This is a genomic window from Pseudaminobacter soli (ex Li et al. 2025) (genome assembly GCF_029892515.1).
In the GTDB taxonomy this organism is placed as follows: domain Bacteria; phylum Pseudomonadota; class Alphaproteobacteria; order Rhizobiales; family Rhizobiaceae; genus Pseudaminobacter; species Pseudaminobacter soli_A.
Genome location: NZ_JARXVF010000002.1, coordinates 321835 through 344044, shown reverse-complemented (window position 1 = coordinate 344044; position 22210 = coordinate 321835). Strand labels below are relative to the sequence as shown.

21 protein-coding genes are annotated in these 22210 nt (G+C 61.3%); 13 read left to right on the top strand and 8 right to left on the bottom strand.

The genetic code is table 11. From position 1 onward, the window contains the following. Positions 1-27: 27 nt before the first annotated feature. Positions 28-942: a LysR substrate-binding domain-containing protein gene (locus tag M2281_RS12390; protein ID WP_280821457.1), complete on the bottom strand. Its 915-nt coding sequence runs from the start codon at positions 940-942 to the stop codon at positions 28-30. A gap of 96 nt (positions 943-1038) precedes the next feature. Here M2281_RS12390 and M2281_RS12385 point away from each other — a divergent pair, with 96 nt between their 5' ends. After that, entirely contained in the window at positions 1039-1818 is a 780-nt protein-coding gene (locus M2281_RS12385; RefSeq protein ID WP_280821456.1) for a creatininase, read from the top strand. Between the two features lie 299 nt (positions 1819-2117). On the opposite strand, the gene M2281_RS12380 is transcribed toward M2281_RS12385, so the two are convergent. After that, a complete protein-coding gene (locus tag M2281_RS12380) occupies positions 2118-3332 on the bottom strand; it encodes a M24 family metallopeptidase (RefSeq protein ID WP_280821855.1) in 1215 nt (404 codons plus the stop codon). Between the two features lie 367 nt (positions 3333-3699). Between M2281_RS12380 and M2281_RS12375 the strand changes: the two genes are divergently transcribed. After that, complete coding sequence (locus M2281_RS12375) at positions 3700-5268, top strand: phytoene desaturase family protein (protein WP_280821455.1); 1569 nt, start codon at positions 3700-3702, stop codon at positions 5266-5268. A gap of 55 nt (positions 5269-5323) precedes the next feature. On the opposite strand, the gene M2281_RS12370 is transcribed toward M2281_RS12375, so the two are convergent. Together M2281_RS12370 and M2281_RS12365 are read right to left on the bottom strand one after the other, a co-directional pair. Continuing rightward, complete coding sequence (locus tag M2281_RS12370) at positions 5324-5851, bottom strand: flavin reductase family protein (RefSeq protein WP_280821454.1); 528 nt, start codon at positions 5849-5851, stop codon at positions 5324-5326. 19 nt (positions 5852-5870) lie between these two features. After that, a complete protein-coding gene (locus M2281_RS12365) occupies positions 5871-6995 on the bottom strand; it encodes an LLM class flavin-dependent oxidoreductase (RefSeq protein WP_280821453.1) in 1125 nt (374 codons plus the stop codon). Positions 6996-7095: 100 nt separating this feature from the next. Here M2281_RS12365 and M2281_RS12360 point away from each other — a divergent pair, with 100 nt between their 5' ends. From M2281_RS12360 to M2281_RS12335, 6 genes are all read left to right on the top strand, one after another. Further along, on the top strand, positions 7096-7698 hold the full coding sequence (locus M2281_RS12360; protein ID WP_280821452.1) for a winged helix DNA-binding protein: 603 nt from the start codon (positions 7096-7098) through the stop codon (positions 7696-7698). Between the two features lie 167 nt (positions 7699-7865). Further along, positions 7866-9401, top strand: coding sequence for an ABC transporter substrate-binding protein (locus M2281_RS12355; protein WP_280821451.1), 1536 nt, complete (start codon positions 7866-7868; stop codon positions 9399-9401). A gap of 36 nt (positions 9402-9437) precedes the next feature. Beyond that, on the top strand, positions 9438-10445 hold the full coding sequence (locus M2281_RS12350; RefSeq protein WP_280821450.1) for an ABC transporter permease: 1008 nt from the start codon (positions 9438-9440) through the stop codon (positions 10443-10445). After that, positions 10438-11319 (top strand): ABC transporter permease, encoded by an 882-nt coding sequence (locus tag M2281_RS12345; protein ID WP_280821449.1) that lies wholly within the window; start codon positions 10438-10440, stop codon positions 11317-11319. Before M2281_RS12350 ends, M2281_RS12345 begins: the two co-directional genes overlap by 8 nt. Further along, positions 11316-12194: an ABC transporter ATP-binding protein gene (locus M2281_RS12340; protein ID WP_280821448.1), complete on the top strand. Its 879-nt coding sequence runs from the start codon at positions 11316-11318 to the stop codon at positions 12192-12194. The genes M2281_RS12345 and M2281_RS12340 overlap by 4 nt, the downstream gene beginning before the upstream one ends. After that, positions 12187-12981, top strand: a complete 795-nt coding sequence (locus tag M2281_RS12335; protein ID WP_280821854.1) for an ABC transporter ATP-binding protein — start codon at positions 12187-12189, stop codon at positions 12979-12981. The genes M2281_RS12340 and M2281_RS12335 overlap by 8 nt, the downstream gene beginning before the upstream one ends. A 179-nt stretch (positions 12982-13160) precedes the next feature. Here M2281_RS12335 and M2281_RS12330 read toward each other — a convergent pair whose 3' ends face one another. Next, on the bottom strand, positions 13161-14735 hold the full coding sequence (locus M2281_RS12330) for an indolepyruvate oxidoreductase subunit beta family protein (RefSeq protein ID WP_280821447.1): 1575 nt from the start codon (positions 14733-14735) through the stop codon (positions 13161-13163). An 11-nt stretch (positions 14736-14746) separates the two neighbouring features. Then, positions 14747-16900 carry an indolepyruvate ferredoxin oxidoreductase subunit alpha gene (locus M2281_RS12325; protein ID WP_280821446.1) on the bottom strand — a complete coding sequence of 718 codons (2154 nt, stop codon included), beginning with the start codon at positions 16898-16900 and terminating at the stop codon, positions 14747-14749. Between the two features lie 154 nt (positions 16901-17054). Here M2281_RS12325 and M2281_RS12320 point away from each other — a divergent pair, with 154 nt between their 5' ends. Together M2281_RS12320 and M2281_RS12315 are read left to right on the top strand one after the other, a co-directional pair. Next, entirely contained in the window at positions 17055-17504 is a 450-nt protein-coding gene (locus tag M2281_RS12320) for a MaoC/PaaZ C-terminal domain-containing protein (protein WP_280821445.1), read from the top strand. Positions 17505-17557: 53 nt separating this feature from the next. Next, positions 17558-18049, top strand: a complete 492-nt coding sequence (locus M2281_RS12315; protein ID WP_280821444.1) for a MarR family winged helix-turn-helix transcriptional regulator — start codon at positions 17558-17560, stop codon at positions 18047-18049. 298 nt (positions 18050-18347) lie between these two features. Here M2281_RS12315 and M2281_RS12310 read toward each other — a convergent pair whose 3' ends face one another. Next, positions 18348-18572: a hypothetical protein gene (locus tag M2281_RS12310; RefSeq protein WP_280821443.1), complete on the bottom strand. Its 225-nt coding sequence runs from the start codon at positions 18570-18572 to the stop codon at positions 18348-18350. 105 nt (positions 18573-18677) lie between these two features. Between M2281_RS12310 and M2281_RS12305 the strand changes: the two genes are divergently transcribed. Beyond that, complete coding sequence (locus M2281_RS12305; RefSeq protein WP_280821442.1) at positions 18678-19136, top strand: MucR family transcriptional regulator; 459 nt, start codon at positions 18678-18680, stop codon at positions 19134-19136. Positions 19137-19217: 81 nt separating this feature from the next. Then, a complete protein-coding gene (locus tag M2281_RS12300; RefSeq protein ID WP_280821441.1) occupies positions 19218-19364 on the top strand; it encodes a hypothetical protein in 147 nt (48 codons plus the stop codon). Between the two features lie 107 nt (positions 19365-19471). Here the strand turns inward: M2281_RS12300 and M2281_RS12295 are convergent, their stop codons facing one another. Next, entirely contained in the window at positions 19472-20425 is a 954-nt protein-coding gene (locus M2281_RS12295; protein ID WP_280821440.1) for a nucleoside hydrolase, read from the bottom strand. A 513-nt stretch (positions 20426-20938) separates the two neighbouring features. On the opposite strand from M2281_RS12295, the gene M2281_RS12290 reads away from it, so the two are divergent. Further along, on the top strand, positions 20939-21925 hold the full coding sequence (locus M2281_RS12290) for a Tim44 domain-containing protein (RefSeq protein WP_280821439.1): 987 nt from the start codon (positions 20939-20941) through the stop codon (positions 21923-21925). The last annotated feature ends 285 nt before the right edge of the window (positions 21926-22210 follow it).

Genomic DNA, 22210 nt, shown 5'->3' with positions numbered 1-22210 from the left:
CGCATTTGCATTGCTTATCAGTGGCACTTACTGGCGATCGAGTTCGGCATGCCCGCGCACTGGGTCGCCGGAGACGCCCGCCTCGTCCAGCCGGGCGATGATGTGGTTGACGAGCCGTATGCCAGCGTCCGAAAGGCGCGGATGCTTGTAGAACAGGCCAACGCGGATTTCGGCCAGCGGCGGAAAGCCGTCGTCCTCGTTCAGCGCGCGCATGCCGGGCAGCATGGTGTAGCGGGTCAGCGCGCTGACGCCGAGGCCGTTGACCACTGCGTTCTGCAACCCGGCAATGCCAGAGCCGGTATAGGCGACGCGCCAGCGCATCTGTGCCGTATCGAGAGCCTGGATCATTCGCGCGCGGTAAGCACAGCCTTCGGGATGGGCAGCGAGCGGAATGCCCGTCACTGGATCGAAACTCGCGCCTTCCGCTGCAGCCCAAATCGGCCGCTCGATCCATGACCGGGACAGATATTGCGCCCGCTCGCCGTTGACCATGGCAATCGCAAGGTCGAGTTCGTCGGCGCGTAACCGGTCGAGGATTTCCGCGCTCCAGCCGCAATAGATCTCCAGCGAGATCTCGGAATGCTGGCGCGTATATTCGGTGATTACTCCCTGCAGGAAGGCCACCGCATAGTCGTTGGGCAGGCCGACGCGCAACACGCCTGATATGTTGGCGCGGTTGAAATAGGAGGCTGCCTCATCGTTAAGGCGCAATATTTCGCGCGCATAGCTCAGAAGCATCTCGCCTTCGCTGGTGAGCATCAGCGAGCGCCCGACCTGCTTGATCACGGGCGCCCCGACCAGTTCCTCAAGCCTGCGTATCTGCAGCGAGATTGCCGGCTGGGTGCGCCCCAGCAGATCACCGGCCTTGGTATAAGCACCCAAATCGATCACCGACACGAAGGTGCGAAGCAGGTCAGTCTGGAAATTGACTATGTTACGCATGGATTTCGATTCCTCATGCGAGGATGACGATTATAAATTTCTCATATCTTGGCAATGGCCCCAATCATGGACTTCGAGACTAAATGGGAGAAGTCCATGCCTGAGCAATCCGTTTTCGCCGCCGAGCTTTCCTGGCCCTATTATTACGCCAGGGTGCGCGACGGCGGCACGCCGATCCTGTTGCCCATCGGCTCGATGGAGCAACACGGCCACCACATGCCGATGAATGTCGATGTGCTTCTGCCGGTGGAATTCGCGCGGCGCGTCGCCGTCCGCACCGGGGCTCTGGTCGCCCCACCCTTCACCTATGGCTACAAATCGCACCAGAAATCCGGCGGCGGTAACCATTTGCCCGGTACCACCAGCCTCGACGGTGCAACCCTGGTGGCCGCACTGCGCGATGTCATCAAGGAATTCGCCCGCCATGGCGTGCGCCGGATCAGCCTGGTCAACGGCCATTTCGAGAATTCCTGGTTCATCATCGAGGGCATTGACCTGGCCCTGCGCGAACTCAAATGGGGCGGCATCGACGACATGAAGATCGTCGTGCTTTCCTACTGGGATTTCGTCGACAAGGCGACGATCGCCAGCCTCTATCCCAACGGGTTCCCCGGCTGGGACATCGAACATGGCGGCGTGCTCGAAACCTCGCTGATGCTGGCGCTTTATCCCGAACAGGTGCGGCTGGAGCGCGCGATCGACCATGCGCCGGCGACCTTTCCGCCCTACGACGTGTACCCACCCAGACCCGAATGGACGCCCGTCAGCGGCACCCTGTCCTCGCCGAAGGACGCTTCAGCCGAGAAGGGCGAGATACTGCTGCAGGTATGCGTCGACGGCATCGTGAAGGCACTGGAAGCCGAGTTCCCACGCTGAGAGGGTTTTCCACGAAAGCACAAAAGCCGCGGCATTGGCCGCGGCTTTTTCTTGCGTTGTGCGTCAGAACGAACGGTTGGGCAGAACCAAACCGCCGGATTTCGGCTCGGGCTCCGCTGCAGGCTGCTCTTGCGGCCCGTCCGGAACGCGAACGGTACGCCGGCTGCCCAGGTGACGCCTCGCCCAGTCCAGGGCAAGGCATGCGAGCAGCGTGGCCGCATGGCTACCGGCTCCGAAGGAGCGGCAATGCCGATCCGCCAATTCCCCAGGGCAGTCGTGGGGAATATGGAACATGGCCTTCAGTTCCTGATGATGTTGTGCTCGGGGCCGAACGGGAAACCGGTGATGTTCTCGGCGCTGTCCTCCTTCACGATCAGAATGTCGTGCTCGCGATAGCCGCCGGCGCCCGGCGCGCCCTCGGGCAGCATGACCATCGGCTCCATCGAAACCACCATGCCGGGCTCCAGCACCGTGTCGATGTCCTCGCGCAACTCAACGCCCGCTTCACGGCCGTAATAGTGGCACAGCACGCCGAAGGAATGACCATAGCCGAACGAGCGGTACTTCAGCAGGTCCCATTCGCGATACATATCGTTGAGCTCCATCGCGATGTCCTTGCAGCGCGCGCCCGGCTTGACCAGTTCCAGGCCGCGACGGTGGACGGCAACGTTTTTCTCCCAGATGTCGAGGCTGGCATCGTCGACGTGATCACAGAACAGGGTGCGTTCAAGCGCGGTGTAATAGCCGAAGATCATCGGGAAAGTGTTGAGCGAAAGGATATCGCCCGACTGCACGATGCGGTTAGTGACCGGGTTGTGTGCGCCGTCTGTGTTGATGCCCGACTGGAACCAGGTCCAGGTGTCCATCAATTCGACGAAGGGGAACGAATTGGCAATCTCGCGGATCATGGCATTGGTGGTGGCGATCGCCACTTCATGCTCCGGCACGCCGGCCTTGACCGCCGCCACGCAGGCCGCGCCGCCGACATCGCATACTCGTGCGCCCTCGCGGATCAGCTTGTGTTCCTCAGCCGACTTGATGGTGCGCATCCACATCGAGGGCTGGCTGACATCGACGAACTCCACGCCCGGCAGCGCTTCCTCGAGCTGGCGGCGGAAGTCGAGCGAGACGTGGTCGAACTCAATGCCGATACGCTTGGCGCCCGCGGTCAACTGGCGCACCGCTCGGTAGAAGTTGTCACGACGCCAATCGGTGTAGGTGATGTTGTCACCGAAGCTGCGGCGCCATGGCTGGCCGCCATCGATGCCGGCGGAGATGGTGGTGGCCTTGTCGTGGTCGATGACCATGCCGTATTTGCGGCCGAAATAGCAGTAGAGCCAGCCGGAATAGTAGTTGATGCAATGATAGGATGTGAACAGTGCCGCATCGACATTGTTCTTCGCCATCCATCCGCGTACATCGTTCTGGCGGCGAGCCATCTCGACATCCGAGAACGGCGAAAATTCCTTGTCGCCGTTGTGCCACTTCATAACGTGCAACATGTCGTCGGTCATTGCGTTGAGTACATCATCCGCCATCGGGCTACTCCTCCTTGAAAAAGCCGGGATTGATGCAGCCCAGACTAAGTTCGCGGAGCACATTTCGAAAATTTATTCAAAAAATGCCAACATAAGACTTCTTTATGGTGCAAAAATCGCGCGCCCGACGCAGCATCATCGCCAAGCGACTGCCGGCATAAGCGAATAGCCACCTCGCCTATGGAAACTGCAGCATGGGTGTAGGGCTGCAGGGAATGGCACTGCATTACTCTCGACCTGATTTTGGAAGACGACGGCGAGTCCAAAAAGGCGCCAACACAAGACACGATCTATGCATTAGCATGTATTGCTACGTGGACGAATTGAGTCGGGGGGATAGCCAATGCATGACGCAGTAGTGATAGGTGCAGGTCACAATGGCCTGGCGGCGGCCATTCATCTGGCCACACGCGGCTGGAAGGTCGCGGTGGTCGAGCAGGCGACAGAGCCGGGCGGAGCAGTCAAGACCCGCGAGGTAACCTTGCCGGGCTTCCGCCACGACCTTTGCGCCATGAACCTGTCGATGTTCGCCGGCTCAGCTTTCTTTGCGGCCTACAAGCACGAACTCACAGCACACGGCCTGGAGCTGGTGCCGGCACCAAATGCTTTCGCCTCGGCATTTCCGGATGGTAGCTGGCTGGGTGTCAGCGCTTCGCTCGAAGAAACGGCCTCGCGGATCGCAAAGATTTCTCCGCGAGACGCGGAGGCATGGCGGCAGATGGTGGCCGGCTTCGACACGCAGGCGCCGCACCTGTTTGGCCTGCTCGGCGCCGAGATGCCCTCGCTGCAGACCGCCAAGACGGCATGGAAAGCCTGGCGCGCCATGGGCACGGGCGGGCTCTTCGATATGGGACGCATGCTTCTGTCCACTCCGCGCGATTTCCTCGACGCGCATTTCGAGAACGACAAGTTGAAAGCGATGATGGCGGCCTGGGGACTGCATCTCGACTTCGCACCCGATACTGCGGGCGGAGCACTCTTTCCTTATCTGGAATCGATGGCCAGCCAGGCCTTCGGCATGGTCATCGGCAAGGGCGGCGCGGATACAATCATCCGAGCGATGACGAGCCTGCTGAAGGCCAAGGGCGGCGAGATTCTGCTGGGCACTGCCGTCGACGCAATCGAAACGGACGGCACCCGCGCCACCGGCGTGAGACTTGCCGACGGCAGGACGCTGAAGGCCAGCCGTGCAGTGATTGCCAATGCGCATCCAAAGCTGGTCTTCGGCAAGCTGCTTCCAAGTGATCCGGCACGGGCGGCATTCGACAAGCGAGTGGCAGGCTTCCGCGCCGGCCCGGGAACAATGATGATCCACCTTGCGCTCGACAGCCTGCCGGACTGGAAGGCTGGTCCCGAACTCCATCGCTTTGCCTATGTGCATCTCGCGCCCGACATGGGCCTGATGGCGCGAACCTATGCGGAGGCCGCGGCAGGCCTCCTGCCGCGCGAGCCGGTGCTCGTCGTCGGCCAGCCGACGGCAGTCGACCCGTCGCGCGCGCCGGGCGGCAAGCATGTCCTGTGGGTTCAAGTGCGCGTGCTGCCGGCCGATATCCTCGGCGATGCAGCCGGCACGATAACTGCGCTTTCATGGGATGATGCCAAGGAAGCCTATGCCGAGCGGGCGCTGGACCTTCTCGATGGCTACGCGCCGGGCATACGTTCCCGAATTCTGGAACGCTCGGTATTCACGCCACGCGACCTGGAGCATGAAAACCCCAACCTTATTGGCGGCGATAATCTGTCCGGCAGCCACCGGCTGGACCAGAACTTCCTGTTCAGGCCCGTTCCTGGCTGGTCGCGCTACAAGACGCCGGTCGAAAAGCTCTATCTATGCGGAGCGGCTACCTGGCCAGGAGCCGGCACGGGTGCCGGCTCAGGTTTCATGCTTGGCCGCAAGCTGGGAGGGAAGTGACGGTGCCAGCCGTCCTGAAACGGCGGTGCGGCCAGAACCGCACCGCATATCGGTCTCAGGCCGCGGCATGAAGCGGCCGATAGCCGCCGCGCCAATAGGTCAAAGCACCGCCCTCATCTTTGGTGCCGACGGCCGCGACCGAACCGATGACGATCGAATGCGAACCGCGGTCGATCATTTCATCGAGCTTGCAGTCGAACACGGCGACGGCGTCCTTGAGCAGCGAGGCGCCGGTGACCATGGTCGTCCAATCTGCACCCTGGTAGCGATCGGCGCCCTTGATGCCGCCGAAGCCGGAGAAGCGTTCCGCCAATGACTGGTGGTCCGGCCCGAGCGAGTTCACACCGAAATGGCCAAAACGCTCGATGATCGGCCAGGTCGAGGACGAGCGATTGACGCAGGCGATCACCTTGGGCGGATGTGCCGACAGCGACACCATCGAGATGACCACGAGACCGGAGCGGTCCGCTCCGACGCCGGCGGTGATGAGGCTGACATTGCCGACGATCAGGCGCATGGCGGCACGAAATGCCGCCACACCCTGCTCGCTGGACATGTCGTGAGAGGTAAACCCATGTGACATGACGTTCCTCCAGTCGCCTTTATGCAGCTGCTTCGGCCGGGCGATGCGCGGGACGAATGCCGCGCGCCTCGAGGATCGGCAGGACATTGTCGCGGAAATAGGGGAACTCTTCAGCGTAATCGAAGAAGGAAAGCGTCGTTCCGCGGAACCCCGCCTCATGCAGCGCGGTGATGCCATCCGCCACCTGCTCGGGCGTGCCGGTGAGCGGGAAGCCGCCATGGCCGGCTGCCATGCGGTCGCGAATGAGCGCAAGCAAATCATGCGGGAAAGACTGCGCATGGCTGAACAGGAGCCGCACGAGATTGTCGACTGCCGGCCAGTCGGTATTGTTCTTGCCGGTGTGCTCCAGGAACTCCTTGGCTTCCTTTTCGGTCGGACGGCAGACGACATGGGAGAAGGTCAGCACGTTGACATCGCGGCCGGCGTCCCTGCCCTGCTGCTTCAACGCTTCGACCTCCTCCTTGGAGCGCGAAAGGTCGATCGCCGGCGTGAACAGGAAATCGGCGTTGCGCACTGCAAAGGCGCGGCCTTCGCCGGAACCCGCGGCGTTGAGGATCGGCACCTGCCGCGACGGTCGCGGATCGCCTAAAACGTTCTTCAGCTTGAAATAGGTACCGTCCCAGTCGAAGGCTTCGGTACGGGTCCAAAGCGCCTTGACGATGTCGAACCATTCCTGCGCGTAGCCGTAGCGTGTCTCATGGTCGTCGGGCAGCGTCAGCCCCAGCGCCTCATATTCAGGCTTGTTCCAGCCTGCGACGATGTTGAGACCGATCCGGCCATTGCCGATCTGGTCGATCGTGGCGAGCTGCTTTGCCACCACCACCGGGTGGTTGGCGGTGGTGTGGATGGTCGCAAAGATTGAGATGTCGCGCGTCTTGGCAAGCAAGCCTGCCGCCCAGGTCATCGTCTCGAGAACGCCGCCATGGAAGTTGGTCTCGCCGCCATACCCGACCCAGCGAGCGATAGGCAGCATGAAATCGATGCCGGCGTCATCGAGCATCTGCGCCAGGCGCAAATTGTTGGCCCAGGAATTGTTCCAACGCTCCGGCAGTTTCGAAACCGTCAGCCCGCTCGAGCAGTTGGTCGCGAAAGTCCCAAGCAGGAACGTATCGGAATTGAACATACGGTTGTGGGATAATGACATCGTGCTCCTCCTTACGATGAAATTTATAATAGAAAATCTATTTGATGTTTTATGTGGACGCAAGTGGTGCCCTGCTGCATTCTTCCTCAGGGAGATTCACATGGCGCGAAGCAGCAAGAACAAAGGTCCGTCGGACACATTCGATCGCACCTGGCACCTGGCGCACACACCGCTGGAGATCGATGTCGTAGAACTCGAATACGCCTTGATGCGCACCTTCGAGGCTTTCGGGCGATGGCAGACCGAGTGCCTGTCCTCCGTCATAGATTTCGCGGGAAGCGGCCCGGAGAACGCCCTGCTCCACATCATCAGGATGAACGACCGGCCCAAGAGCATCCATGACCTCGCATACATGACCAATCGCGAGGACATTCCGAACATTCAGTACAGCCTGCGGAAGTTGATCAAAAGCGGACTGGTCGAGCGCAACGGCAGCGGACGTGCGGGCGTGACCTATGAGGTTACTCCTCTGGGAAAGGACGTCACCGACCGGTATGCCGAGGTGCGGTCGGCTTTGCTGATCGATGCGGTGCGCCACGTGCCCGAACTGGCGCAGCGCCTGGAGGATGCGGGGCGGACGCTCGAGTTGATGACCGGCATTTACGCCCAGGCGGCGCGTAACGCGGCCACCCATCGCAGACGGCCGGGACGGTTCGCCGTCGCTGCCCAGCCCAAGGACGCGGAGCCCGAACCTCGCGACTGACCGAGGGGCGGCAGGGGCACCACGCAATAAAAAAATATCCGTTTACATATAATTTCGCTTGGCAAAGCCGCAGAAACCATCTTAACCTCCAGCATCACCAGATCGGCACATAGCCGGCGGGTGCGTCGGCGAAGGCACCGACGCAAAGGGGAACATTGGAGATAGACATGACGACGCTTAACAGGCGCGATGCGCTGGCGCTTGGCGCCGGCACCTTCCTGGCTGCGCTGCTCGCCGGCCGGGGTATTTCGGCTGCCGCAACCAGCGACACGCTTACCATCGCTTTCAACGTGAACCTGCCCTCGTTCGATCCTACGGTCGGTCCCAATGCCGTCAATCCGGCGATCCAGGCGATCTATCGGACGGTCTTCGACCACTTTGTCGACCAGGGACCCGATTTGGCCTTCAAGCCTGGCCTGCTCACCGAGTGGGGCTGGAACGAGGACAAGACCAAGGTCTGGATGACAGTTCGCGAAGGCGTCACCTGGCACGACGGCACGCCGCTCACGGCCGAGGACATCGTCTGGTCGCTCGAACGCGCCGCCAAGCAGGAGACCGGAAACCCGATCCAGTTCATCTGGTCGACCGCCGGCAACTACAAGATCGACGGCAACAAGATCACCGGCGACGTGCTGCGCTACGAGCCGACCTACTTCATGTGGATGGCCTATCTGACCGGCTACGTGCTGCCGAAGGCCCACTACGAGAAGGTCGGAGCGGAAGGCTTTGAGAAGAAGCCGATCGGCACCGGCCCCTATATGGTCGACGCCTACGAAGGCAATTCCTTCCTGCGCCTCAAGGCCAATCCGAACTATTTCGGCGGCAAGCCGCCCTTTGAGACGGTCGTGTTCAAGTTCGTTCCCGACGCGACCAGCCGCGTCGCCGAGATCGAAAGCGGCTCGTCCGATGTCACGCTGGATATTCCCTATGAGGAGTTCGACCGCCTGAAGTCGGTGCAGGGCCTGGCCGGCATTGCCACGCCGATCACCGACATCGGCATGATCTTCATCACCAATGTCGACGTCATGCTCGACAAGAACGTGAGGCTCGCTGCCCATCACGCAATCGACAAGAAGGCAATCGTGGACCGCCTGCTGCGCGGCTACGGCGTGCCGATCGATACGCTGGAAGCGCCGAATTACGCCGCCTTCGATCCTTCGATCACCGTCGGATACGACCCGCAAAAGGCAAAGGAACTGTTGGCGGCAAGTGGCTATTCGACCGACAAGCCGGCAAAGTTCACGATCCAGACCACGCGCGGCCTCAAGCCGAAAGACTACGAGATGATCCAGGCGATCGTCGGCATGTGGCGCAAGGTCGGCATCGAAGCCAATATCGAAGTCTACGAAATCGCCAAGCACTTCGAATTGCGCGCAGCCCACCAGCTTGCGCCGGCGGCCTTCTACAACTGGGGCAACGCCATCATCGACCCGACCACGTCGACGGGCTTTGCCATGTTCGGACCTTCGCCGCACTCGGCATGGAAGACCGAGGATCTGGACAAGATCATTGGGCCGCTGTGGGGCGAGAAGGACGAGGAAAAGCGCATCGCCGGCTGGAAGGCGGTTTCGAAATACATCGCCGAGAACGGCTATGTCATTCCGCTTCTGCAGTATGTGCAGCCGGTCGTCTTCAAGTCTGACCTGAAGGTCACGCCGGACCAGTCCGGCGCCCTTCAACCGGTTCACGTCGAGAAAGCATGACAATAAGCGTTGGCCGGCGAAAGGTCAGTGTAGCCAATGTTTCTAGCCAGATTGACTAAACGCGTCGGCATCGCGGCAACGACCTTGTTCGGTGTCGGAGTCATCGTCTTCGTGCTGTTGCGTGTCGCGCCGGGCGATCCGGTTGCAATGATGATCGCGCCGGGGGCAACCCCGGCCGACATCGCCGCCCTGCGTGCACGCTACGGCCTGGACGAAAGCATACCCGTGCAGTTCATGCTTTGGCTGAAGGGCATCCTTGCCGGAGATTTCGGCACGTCGATTTCCATCCGCCGCGATGTCCTTGACCTGCTCGCGGAAAGACTACCCGCGACGCTCGAATTGGCAACGCTCGCGCTGCTGGTCGCGATCCTGATCGGCGGCGGGGTGGCGATCATCGGCACGATGCTGCGCCGTACTCGCGGTGAAAGCGTCGTAGATGCAGCCAACGGGTTGTTGCTGGCGATACCAGACTTCGTCTGGGCGCTGGCGCTAGTCCTTGTGCTTGGCGTCTTCTATCCGGTCCTTCCTCTTTCCGGCCGGGTCAATCCGCAGTCGGCCGACGATTTCGTCACGCGCTTCTACCTCGTGGAAAGCATAGCCACGCTTCGCTTCGACAAGTTCCTCGAGGTTGCATCCCATATGGTGATGCCGACGCTTGCGCTCGCCCTGCCGCTCGCAGCGGTGATAGCCCGCGTGCTCAAGCAGGCATTGTCCGAGGCGATGGTGCAGGACTACGTGCTGCTCGCCCGGCTGAAAGGCATGTCCGAGTTGCGGCTGATCCTACAGGAGGCGTTGCGCAACGCGGTCGGCCCCACTTTGGCGCTCACCGGCGTGCAGTTCACCTTCCTGATCGGCGGCACGGTCATCGTCGAACGCATCTTCTCCTACCCTGGCGTGGGCAACATGGCGATCGACGCTGTCATCAATCGCGACCTGCCACTAATCCAGGGGCTGGTCCTGGTATTCGGGCTCATGTTCATTGTGATCAACATCCTCGTCGACCTCGCTGTGGTCGCGCTCAATCCGCGGCTGCGTCATGGCTGACGCGGTCATCATCCAAACGGCGGCGCGGCGTCGTCGCTTGGCAAATCTCTTCGCCAACCCGAAAGTGCTTTTCGGCGGAGGCTTCATCCTTCTGCTGGTCGTGCTTGCGATATTTGCGCCCTGGGTCGCGCCAAAGGATCCGCTGGAGCAGGACCTGATGCTGGGCACTCTGCCACCGGCGGGCTTCCCTGGCGCGGAGCCCGGCTACTATCTCGGCACCGACGACCTCGGCCGTGACGTGCTTTCGCGACTCATCTATGGCAGCCGCGTCGCGCTCACGGTGGCCTTCGTGGCAGCAAGCCTGGCCGCCCTCGTCGGCGCCATGCTCGGCCTTCTCGCTGGCTGGTATGGCGGCTGGGTAGATGCCGTCGTGTCCCGTCTGGTGGACATCTGGATGGCCTTTCCGCCGGTGCTGCTATCAATCCTGCTCGTCGCCATTCTGGGCTCCGGCGTCCATTCGGTGATCGCCGCCATCGTCATCATCGACTGGACCCGCTTCTGCCGGGTCGTGCGGGCCGAGACCATGGCCCAGGCGAGTATGGACTATGTTACGGCGGCGCGCACCATCGGCTTCTCGCGCTTCACGATCCTGATGCGCGAGATCCTGCCCAATGTCGCTCCCGTTCTCATCGCGCTGGTAAGTCTGGAGATGGGCATTGCGGTGATCGTCGAAGCGATCCTGTCTTTTGTCGGCCTGTCCGTCGCCTCGGACATTCCAACCTGGGGCGGCATGATCGCCCAGGGCCGCCAGATCATCCACCACGGCTGGTGGGTCCTGGCCTTTCCCCTCTTCATGCTCTTTGCCACGGTGCTCGCCTTCAACCAGCTTGGTGACGGATTGCGCCGGGCGATCGATCCGGTGATGCGCCGATGAGCTTGCTGTCCATCAGGAACCTGTCGGCGGTCAGTGATCGCGACGGCGGCGCGCCGATCTTGCGCGGTGTTTCGCTCGACCTTGCGGCTGGTGAAGTCATCGGGCTCGTCGGCGAAAGCGGCGCGGGAAAATCCACCATCTCCAAGGCCGTGCTCGGCATGCTGCCGCGAACGGTGCGCATCACCAAGGGCTCGGCCGTCTTTTCCGGACGCGACCTGCTCAGTCTCTCGTCCCACGAGTTGCGGAAAATCACCGGCTCCGAGATCACGCTGATCCCGCAGGACCCGATGACCGCGCTCAACCCCGGACGGCGGATCGAAAGCCAGCTCACCGATGGGCTCCGGCTGAAGCGCGGCATGTCTTCCACCGACGCACGACGACGTGGCCTCGAGTTGCTGGAGGAAGTGCATATTCGCGACCCGGAAAGGGTCATGCGCGCCTACCCACACGAGCTGTCGGGCGGCATGCGCCAGCGTGTGCTGATCGCGGCCGCCTTCGCCATGGATCCCAAGCTAGTTGTCGCCGATGAGCCGACCACTGCGCTCGATGTTACTGTGCAGAAACAGATCCTGCGCCTGATCCGCGCCATGCAGGCCAAGCATGGCACGAGCGTAATCTTCGTCACCCACGACCTCGGCGTCGTCGCCCAGATTTGTGATCGCGTGACCCTGCTTTATGGCGGCATGGTTGTAGAAGCTGGAGCGACCGCCGAGATAATGGAGCGCCCGCGCCATCCCTACATGCAGGCGCTTCTTACCGCGGGCCCGCGCTACGACCGGCCCGACCGGGCGCTTGCACCGGTACCGGAGAGCGTGTTCGCCGGCTTGCGCCAGGAGCTGGCATCGTATGACCACAGCGGGGCTCGCCATGACTGACACCTTGCTTTCGGCGACCAACATTGAGGTCGCGTATGGCGCCGCACGTAACATCAAAGTACTCCACGGCATCGACCTGACTATCGCTAAGGGCGAGACGCTCGGCATCGTCGGCGAATCCGGATCGGGCAAGACGACGCTGGGACGGGCGCTGTTGCGTCTCGTCGATGTCACAAACGGGACAATAACCTTCGACGGTATGGACATCACACATCTCGGCGAGAACGCGTTGCGCCCGCTGCGGAGGCGCATGCAGATGATCTTCCAGGATCCGATGTCGTCGCTCAATCCGCGCCATACGATCCGCCAGATTCTGACCGGTCCGCTCCTCCTCCATCGCCTCGCGACGGACCGGCGCGACGCCGAGCGCCAGGCGTCGAAGGTCATCGAGCGCGTCGGCCTGCCGCTTGCCAGCCTCGACAGGAACCCGCACGAACTTTCCGGCGGTCAGCGCCAGCGCGTCGGCATCGCGCGCGCCGTAGTGATGCGGCCGGATTTCGTGCTGGCCGACGAGGTGGTGTCCGGTCTCGATGTCTCGACGCAAGCGCAGGTTCTATCGCTAATCGGCGAGCTTAGCCGCGAGATGGGACTGGCGGCCGCCTTCATCAGCCATGACCTGTCGGTCATCCGTGCCATCTGCGACCGCGTCATGGTCCTGCAGGGCGGAAAGATCGCCGAGGAAGGCCCGTGCAGCAGCGTGTTCGAAGCGCCGCGCTCCGACTATACGCGCGCCCTACTTGACGCGATTCCATTGCCCGATCCGATGCCGGGCTGGCTGGAAAAATAAGGGGGCCCGCGCCGCTCCCTCCTTTTTGCGAAGCACTCTTTGCGGTCCCGTGACTGCGCTCAAAAAACTGCATTTAAGAATATGCAGCCGGCGCTCGGCAGACTTCGGACTTCGCCGCATCGGACGGACGCGAGCCGGCGGTCCGGCTCGCTCTTTATTTCCCCGCTTCTACGCAGCTTTTACGCCGCAGTCTTGTCGCTGTAGATGCTGTCGATGGTCTGAAGAGCGCCGTCGAGCGCCTTGCCTTCCTCATCGAGCAAAGCCGCCCGGCGCAGACGGCTGAGCCACGCCGCGCCATCGGGGCGACCCTGCAACCGAGGCACCTGGCTGATGACCCTGTCGAACTTGGAATGGCCGCGAGCATGCGTGTCGGAATAGCCCTTCACCAGGCGCCGGCACGAAACGACCTCGACCGCCAGATCGTAGTCGGTAGCGATGACCTTGCTGGCCAGATCGAGCCATCTTTCGATGTGTTCGATCTCGCGGGCATGGCGCAGCGTACGGCGCCGAAAGCGCTTCACGCCAGCCAGCGAGTTCAGCATCAAAAACCAGCCAACGGTGCCAGTGCGGACACGACGCCCCTTGTTGATCATCTTGTCGAGGGCTTTGAACAGGCGCGGGCTTTCTTCGAGCCAGCGGCCAAGCGATGCCGGCAAGGTACCGGCCACCTCTTCCATGCGCGGATGCATGTATTCGGTCGTGTAGACGATCTGGTCAGACTTGACGCCGACCTCCTTGCGAACGCGCTCGAAACGGCTCGCGCGCGTTTTCAGGTCAGCGACGCGTATGACGTCGTCATAGGCCATCGCCACGGCAAGGTATTTGGCGACTTCGGCGGTGAAGGCGAATTCCTTGTTCGCACCGCTACAAGCAGCATCGCGCAGATAGGCGGTTTCAACCCTGTCCAGATACTCATTGGCGTAGGCAATGTCCTGATAATCCACCAATCGCTTCACGCCGGCAAAGAGCATGGGCTGAACGGACTGGGGGTGTCCAGCGCGTATCCGATCCAGCAGGCGGTTGAGACCAGGATGAGGGTCCGAACCAGGCAGCGGCGGCAGCAATTTCGCCGGCAGTTGCTGGTTCGGGGCCTTGTCGGCCGGCGCGCGGGCCTTGTCATAGGCCGCCCCAAAGGCGCGCAGGCTTGCCTCTACACCCTTGCCGCCGGCGCGGATCGCGGCCTCGAAGGCGTTGCGTGAAAACGGCAGCACCTCTGCAGATGCCAGCGCGCCGAACATGGCGGAGGAAACCACGCTTCCATTGGCCTCGGCTAGCGACTGCATGTCGAACATAATTGCGCGCTTGGCCGACACCCCAGTTGCTTCGACCACGACCGCGGGATCGCCGGTGCCGTCGCCCGGCTTTTCCTTTTCGGTCACGGCATAAGAGCGGTGGCTCGATGCAATGAGGGTGGTGCGCTCCGGCGTGACCAGCCCGCGTAGCATGGCCCGTCCGGCTTCCATGAACTCTGCCGCGAGCACAACATCGACATCGCCGGGCGTCGGCATGAGCGAGAGGATCGGCAACTTGCCATCCTTCGCCGGCAGCATCTCGATATAGTAGATCGTGGCACCGGTTCGCTGTGCGACGCCGGGAACCGAGGTCGACTGCGCGACCCAGCCCTGGGCCTCGGCCAGGTCGACGATCCAGTCCGAGAGGACGCCGCCGCCTTGCCCGCCCATGGCGAGGATGGCTACCGTGATCGGCTTTTCAGTTGCGAGCCGGGCTGTCAGATCCGAAGATTTCTGCAACATGCTGACCACCGTTAAGCTGCGAAAGCGATTTGACGGCTGGCGCGGCGGCGCTGCAGGAAGCCGATGAACAGCCCCCTCAGCTTGGCCGCGACACGGTCCAGCCGGGTCGGGTTATGGATGATGTCGGCGCGATAGAAGGATGGGCAGAGTACCGCCGCCTCAGACACCTCGCCGCAGTTGCCGCAGCCCACGCAGCTATTGTCGATGGCGGCGACGGGATCGTCCTTCAAGGGATCGTCGGTGTGCTTGACCGAAAGCGAAGGGCAGCCAGACAGCCGGATGCAGGCGTGATCGCCGGTGCAGACGTCCTCGTCGACGCCGAAGCGTTCGCGCACCATCCTTTTGCCGCCCTTGACCGCCTGGTTGAACTGCGGTTTCACCCGGCGCTGCTTGTTCAGCATGCATTCGGACGAGGCGATGATGACCTTGGGGCCTTCCTCCGGCGTGGTCAGCGCTTCCTTCAGCGTGTCGCGCACCTTGGCCACGTCATAGGTGCGGTCGATCTGCCTGAGCCACTTGACGCCGACGCCCTTGACCGCCTCGGCGATGGTGTTGTTGGTCGAACGCGTCGGGTTCTGCGCGCGCGACGACAAAATATCCTGGCCGCCGGTCGCCGCCGAATAGTGGTTATCGACGATCAGGATGACGCCGTCATGCTTGTTGAACACGGCATTGCCGACGCTGGTCACCAGGCCATTGTGCCAGAATCCGCCATCGCCCATGACCGCGATCGGCCGCTTGTCGGCCTTGACGTTGAAGGCCGAGGTGCCCGCTCCGGATAGGCCGTAGCCCATGGTGTTGCCGCCGATGTTGAAGGGCGGCAGGACGGAAAAGATGTGGCAGCCGATGTCGCCGGACACATGGTGCTGTCCGAGCTCCTTCTCCATCAGCTTCATGCCGGCGAAGATCGGCCGTTCCGGACAGCCGGTGCAGAAACCTGCCGGGCGCGGCGGCACGACCTCGGTCAGCGCCTTCACCTTGGCGTTTTCCAGAACGGGCTTGGGATCGGGCGTGGGTGGCTCGTTGCCCAGCAGCCGGGGCGCATGGGTCCTCATTAAGGACCTCAGCCCGTCGACCATGAGGGTGGTGGTGTAATCGCCGCCCTGTGACAGAAAATCCTTGCCATGCACCTTGGTTGCGATGTCGCGGCGGCGCAGGATCGTGTTGAGGGACTGTTCCAGATATTCCGGATGCCCCTCCTCGATCATGATCACCGCCTTCTTGCCAAGGCAGAAGTCGGCCACCTCGTCATCGACGAGCGGGTAGGTGACGTTGAGGACGTAGAGCGGCACCAGCGAATTGCCATAGACGTCGGCAAGGCCCAGCAGCTGCAGCGACCGCATGACGCCGTTGTACATGCCGCCCTGCAGAATGATGCCGACATCGCCATCCGTCGGCCCGAAATGCTCGTTCAAACCGCGCGAGCTGATGAATTCGACCGCTTTCGGCCAACGCTGCTCCAGTTTTTCCTTGTCGTGGAACAACGAGGCGGGCGGAAGTACCACACGGTTGACGTCGCGACGCGGGTTTTCGAGCGCTTTCTTGAGCGGGAAGGCCGGGCGCTTGTTGTCCTTGGCGACGAACTCGCCGTGAACGTGGCAGGCGCGGATACGGATCTGCAGCATGACGGGGGTATTGGAGGCCTCGGAAAGTTCGAAGCCGTCCTCGACCGCCTTCACCATACTTGTGAGGTTGGGGCGCGGATCGAGCAGCCACATTTGCGATTTCATCGCGAACCCATGGCTGCGCTCTTGCGGAATGGAAGACCCCTCGCCAAAGTCCTCTCCAAGGATGATGAGCGAGCCGCCCATTACGCCGCCCGAAGCAAGGTTCGTCAGCGCGTCCGAGGCGACGTTCGTGCCGGCGGTCGACTTCCAGGTCACCGCGCCACGGATCGGATACATGACAGACGCCGAGAGCATCGCCGCCGCAGCCGCCTCCGATGCGGAAGATTCGAAATGAACGCCCAGATCGTCCAGCACGCCCTTGGCGTCGGCCAGCACATCCATCAGATGCGAAATGGGCGAGCCCTGATAGCCGCCGACATAGCCGACGCCCGATTGCAGCAGCGCCTTGGTGATGGCGAGGATGCCCTCTCCTCTGAATATCTCCCCTTCACCCAGCTTGAGGTCGTCGACCTCCCGCGCAAATGAGCGCTCCGCCATTGTCCCCTCCTCCTTATGAGATTATATGATTTATCATATTTTGGCATGCCCGGGCTGTCAACGATTGCGCACTTCCGGAAGCGGTCATTGAAATGCCAGGTATTATATGACATTTCATGTAACTTGATGCGCACCGGGAGGGGAGACCAGAAAAATGTCCTTGTTCTTTGATGACGTTTGGGTGGGACAGGAATTTCGCTCCGGCAGCCATCTGGTCAGCCGTGACGACATCCTGGATTTCGCAAAGGCGTTCGACCCTAACCCCTTCCATTCTGATGACGAGGCGGCCAAGACGGTCGGCTATCCCGGCATTATGGCATCAGGGCTGCATACGCTTTCGCTGAGCTTTCGTCTGTTTTTCGACCTGCATCTGTGGGACGAAGCAGTCATGCCTTCGCCCGGCATCGACAAGGTTCGCTGGTTGAAGCCCCTGTATGGTGGGCAGGAAATTCAGATCAAGGCCACGGTCATTGAGGCGACGGCGTCGCGCTCCAAGCCGGATCGCGGTATAGTGCGTTTGCTCCACGAGACGATGGAAACGACTAGCCAAGGCGTCATCTTCACAGCCGAGGGCCTGCATCGACTGCGACGCAGGCTTGCATGACAAGCCCTGGCTCGGTAACAAATCGCGACCCGATACAACAAGGCAACAAGGTCGTGGCAAGATCCAAGGATAAATCGAAGCCGGCAAGCCGCTCTCCGCTCGTCCTTGACCACTATCCGCCGTACCTGTTCCATCTGATCACCAGCCATTTGAACAACCGCCTGCTTGACCGGATGCGGCCGCATGGCGTCACCGTTCAACGCTGGCGCGTGCTGATGGTGCTGATGAACGGCGATGGCCGAACCATGACTGATCTGGTGCGCATGACCCTGATCGCCCAGCCGGCGGTCAGCCGTGTGATCGACCAGATGGAGCGCAACGGCTTGGTCGAGCGGCGCGTCGCAGAGCGCGACAATCGGATCGTTGAGGTTTTCCTTACCCAACACGGTCGAGACACCTATTGGAAGATTGCTCCGGATGCGGAACGGCATGGTATCGACATGCTCGCAGGCTTCGACGCGAGCGAACGCAAGCAACTTTTCGAACTGCTGCGCCGTCTGTTGGACAATGTCAGCCAGGATCCCGCTGCGACTGACGAAGAGTGAGCTTCGGCATCAAAGCGCAGACCACCCGCGCCTTTATGGCGAGCGTCACAGTTGATTTCAAGCAGGTCGGCCCCTGACGCAGAGCGGCACCCATTGCCGCCCCGCGCAGTCGTGGTGAAGCTGGCTTTTCGCAGCTCCAGATACTTGCAATATCATATAATACGATCTATCAGTCGGCCATAGATCGAACTTCAGCTCGGCTGACGTTGCCTGTTGCTTGCCACCTTCTTGACCGTCACCGCTCCGTCGACAACGGCCATGCGGCCGACACGTTTCCTGCCATCATGAGCGGCTGCGATCAGGTCGCCATCGCAGATGCCTTCGTCGAACAGATTATTCCAGAAACTCGCCACCAGAATGTCGCAAACGGGTGTCGTACCAGCCAGCCAATGATATCGATCTCGTCCTCAAGGTCGGCGGGCCGCAGGGGATCGAAATCCAGCGGGCACAAGCGCGCCAAAACCGGCGCGCCGTGCCTGTCGAGGGAAACAGAAACAGGAACGACGAGTTTGGTGGCTGTCACTGAAATATTTCCTTGTATCCCCAATTGTTCCAATTGGAACCAACGGCGGCGAAAGCTTGTTGCATTGCTGGATGAGTTCGCTAAACCCGGATGGGGGGCGAAATAATGGAGAGAATAGTGTCTACTGCAGACGATGATGCGCTGGTACGGCTGACTTCTGACGTCGTGTCAGCTTACATTTCCAACAATGCCATTCCGGCAACTTCGCTACCTGACTTGATTGCTGAAATTCATGCGTCGCTCAGCAAACTGGGCAAAGAGACTGCTACTCCTGCCGTGGAGGCCCCGAAGCCCGCGATTTCGGTCAAAAAGTCGGTGACGGATGACTATTTGATCTGCCTGGAAGATGGAAAGAAGTTCAAGTCGCTGAAGCGACATATTGGAACGCATTACAACCTGACCCCCGACGAATATCGAGCAAAATGGGGACTTCCGGCCGATTATCCCATGGTTGCGCCTGCTTACGCCGCGGCTCGGTCGTCACTCGCCAAGAAAATGGGTCTGGGTAAGAAACGCGCTGAGAACATTAAAGCATCAAAACGCGGTCAGAAAGCTACCCGCTAGAACACCCGCCTGGACTTGGTGAGAGTTTTTGCTGTGTCTTTTAACAGAGTCAGACTCGTCGCTTCGATAATCGAATGATGCATGGAACAGTTCGAGAAGCTCAACGAAGCTTCTCGAACGCGCGATGCTGAAGCGTCAACATCTGGCGAGCTTTCTACTCAGAAAATACGCGGCGGAATGGTTTCTTGGCAGGAGCCAATGAAACTTCCAAATGGGAGCATGGAGTAAGCCGCTCCGGGCGAGCTTGGCCCACCGGCAGGCGCGTGGACCGCCGTTTTGAGACCCATCGAGAGGTCATACCTACTATGATTTTGGTGACAGTTTTCGATCCAGATTCATCTCCGGACTAGGATGTCGTGGACGAGCGCCATGACCTTGTCCGCGGCGACGTTCACAGCCACTGTCTGCGCGGGGAAATCATCCCAGGCTCCCGGCGGAAACCGGCGATGAGAGGGTTTGAGCACAGTCTGTCCGTCCGTCAGTCCGCCGCATGAAACCCGGATTTGGCCCGTTACCGTGTCAAAGAGATCCGGTCGGATCAGGTAGACGCAGGCGCATGTGTCGTGGACGAGCATCGCGTCGGCGATGAGGTGATCATAGAAGTCGATATAGCTCTGCGAGAGTTCGTTCAGAAGCGAGACTTCGGGGCCACCCCTGTCCGCCAATTGCTTCAATGTCGTCCTAGTCATAACGGTCTTGCCGGTGACATCGAGGCCGATGACGGTCAATTTCCACGGCGCTGTCATCACTAGGTCGGCAGCCTCCGGGTCACCAGCGATGTTAGCCTCGGCCGCGGGCGTAACGTTCCCTGGTACGTAGAAGCTGCCACCCATGACAACGACGTCCTTCACAAGACCCGCGATATCGGGGGCTCTGGCCAGCGCGTTGGCAAGGTTCGTCATCCTGCCTACGGCAACGATCGAAATCTCGCCAGGGTTCTGGCGGACGGTGTCGATAATGAATTGAGCTGCTTCCTCTTCTTCCCCGATCGGCAGGTCAGCTTCATTCGGGATGTCGATATCGCCCAAACCGTTCTCGCCATGAACGATCGTCGGCCACGGCCGAGGCGGCCGATCTCGGTCGAAGGTAACACCTGCGCCCCGGACGACGGGGGCATCGATCTTGAAAGCCCTCTTCAGGAAGAGGGCGTTTCGCGTCGTCTGCTCGACCGCTGCGTTTCCAAACACCGTCGTGATGCCCACGAGTTCGATATCCGGGTGGCGCTGCAGGAATAGCAGTGCCATCGCGTCATCCACGCCCGGGTCCGTATCGAAAATCACCTTCGGCATTGGCAACGTCCTCCAACTCAGCCGACCTTGCCTTTGCCAGATGTGCCTCGATTATGCAAAGCGCTTCCTCTTTGATCGCAAATGACGCCAGCGAGTGATCCCGAGGACCGAGGAAGCAAGATATGAACGTCGCTTCTACCCTCTACCCAGAACCCTGGCTCGCCGCCTCGGTGAGGCGACTGGCCGATGATGGCGCCCACGTCCACGACCACGCGTGGCCCGAGGGTAGTGCCCTAAAAGTCCAGCACCAACGGCAACATGTTCTCGGTGTGCAACTGCGGCGGATGGCGGACTGAGCGTCCAGCAGCATCCGGTCAGAACGGGCGAGAGCACGGCCTGCCCTGCCTGTTATGAAGTGGAAAGAATGCGCGCCGGTCTTGTCCGCCGACTTCCCAGCTTCTACATGAGCCATCGTCCGGGCCATTCCGGCCAGCCACCTCATCCGCTCGTCAGCGCCACACAGACGTGACGCCGGGCCTTCGGGCAGCCGCACGCATCCGGGAGAGACCAGATATGTCCAGGTCACGCCGCGCCAAGATCCTTGCTCTGTTCACGGGCCTGATCCTGGCCTTCTCCATGGCCTCGGTGGACTATGCCGAGGCACGGCGCGGCGGCAGTTTCGGCAGCCGCGGCGCCCGCACCCATCAGAGCGTGCCGCCCACCCGCACCGCACCGAGCCAGGTTGCGCCGGTGGAGCGCTCGATGACGCCGAACACCGCTCCCAATGCCGCCCGCCAGCCATCCGCTGCCCAGCCAAGATCGGGCTTCATGAATGGGCTCGGCGGCTCGCTGATGCGCGGGCTGTTGCTTGGTGGACTCATTGGCCTGCTGCTTGGACATGGCCTCGGCGGTCTGGCCGGCTTCCTCGGCCTCTTACTGCAAGGTCTGCTGATCGCCGCCGTTGTCATGCTGGCTTTGCGCTTCTTCCGCAGTCAAAGGACGCAGCCGCCGGCCATGGCGGGCGCCGGAAACGCACCCCGTGGCACAAGCTCCGCGCGCGAAGCGCATTCGGGCATGGGCACGGCCGGCGGCTTTACCATTCCCGGCTTTGGCAACCCGGCCGACGCTCCCCCGTCTCAGCCGCTCTCATCCGATCTGGCTCTTGAACAGGACGATCTCAATCGCTTCGAGGCGCTGCTGAGCGATGTGCAAAACGCCTTTGCCCGCGAGGACCATGACGCGCTACGCCAGCTTGTGACCCCCGAAATGGTCTCTTACCTGTCGGAAGAGCTGGCGCTTAATGCCCATAAGGGGCTGCACAACGAGGTTAGCGACGTCAAGCTCCTGGAAGCCGACATTGCCGAAAGTTGGAGCGAAGGCGCGCGCGATTACGCGACGGCGGCGCTGCGCTATGAGGCGCTGGACGTGATGCGCGACCGTGCCACCGGCAAGATCGTCGAAGGCGACGCCGATGCGCCCAGCCAGACCACTGAGATCTGGACCTTCGTGCGCGAGAACGGTGGCGACTGGAAGCTCTCCGCCATCCAGCAGCCCAACTGACCGTCCCCACTTTTCGAATCTGCCGGCCACCTTGACGGCCCGGCGGTTCTTTGAACCCTTTAGGTAGGTATCGGTCTAAAACACATAACAAGAGCCACATGCATCATCGCCCACATCTGATGATGTGTTATTTCGGGAAGCGCATAAGCGGCACCCGACGTGGTGACGGTCAGTTTGGTACGGCACCGCATCTCACACTGTCGACATTGTATGGTCACAAAATGACCTGGCGAGTGGCAGCCTCTGGACTCATTGTCATTGTGGGGTGGTCGGCTTGGCGGGGGC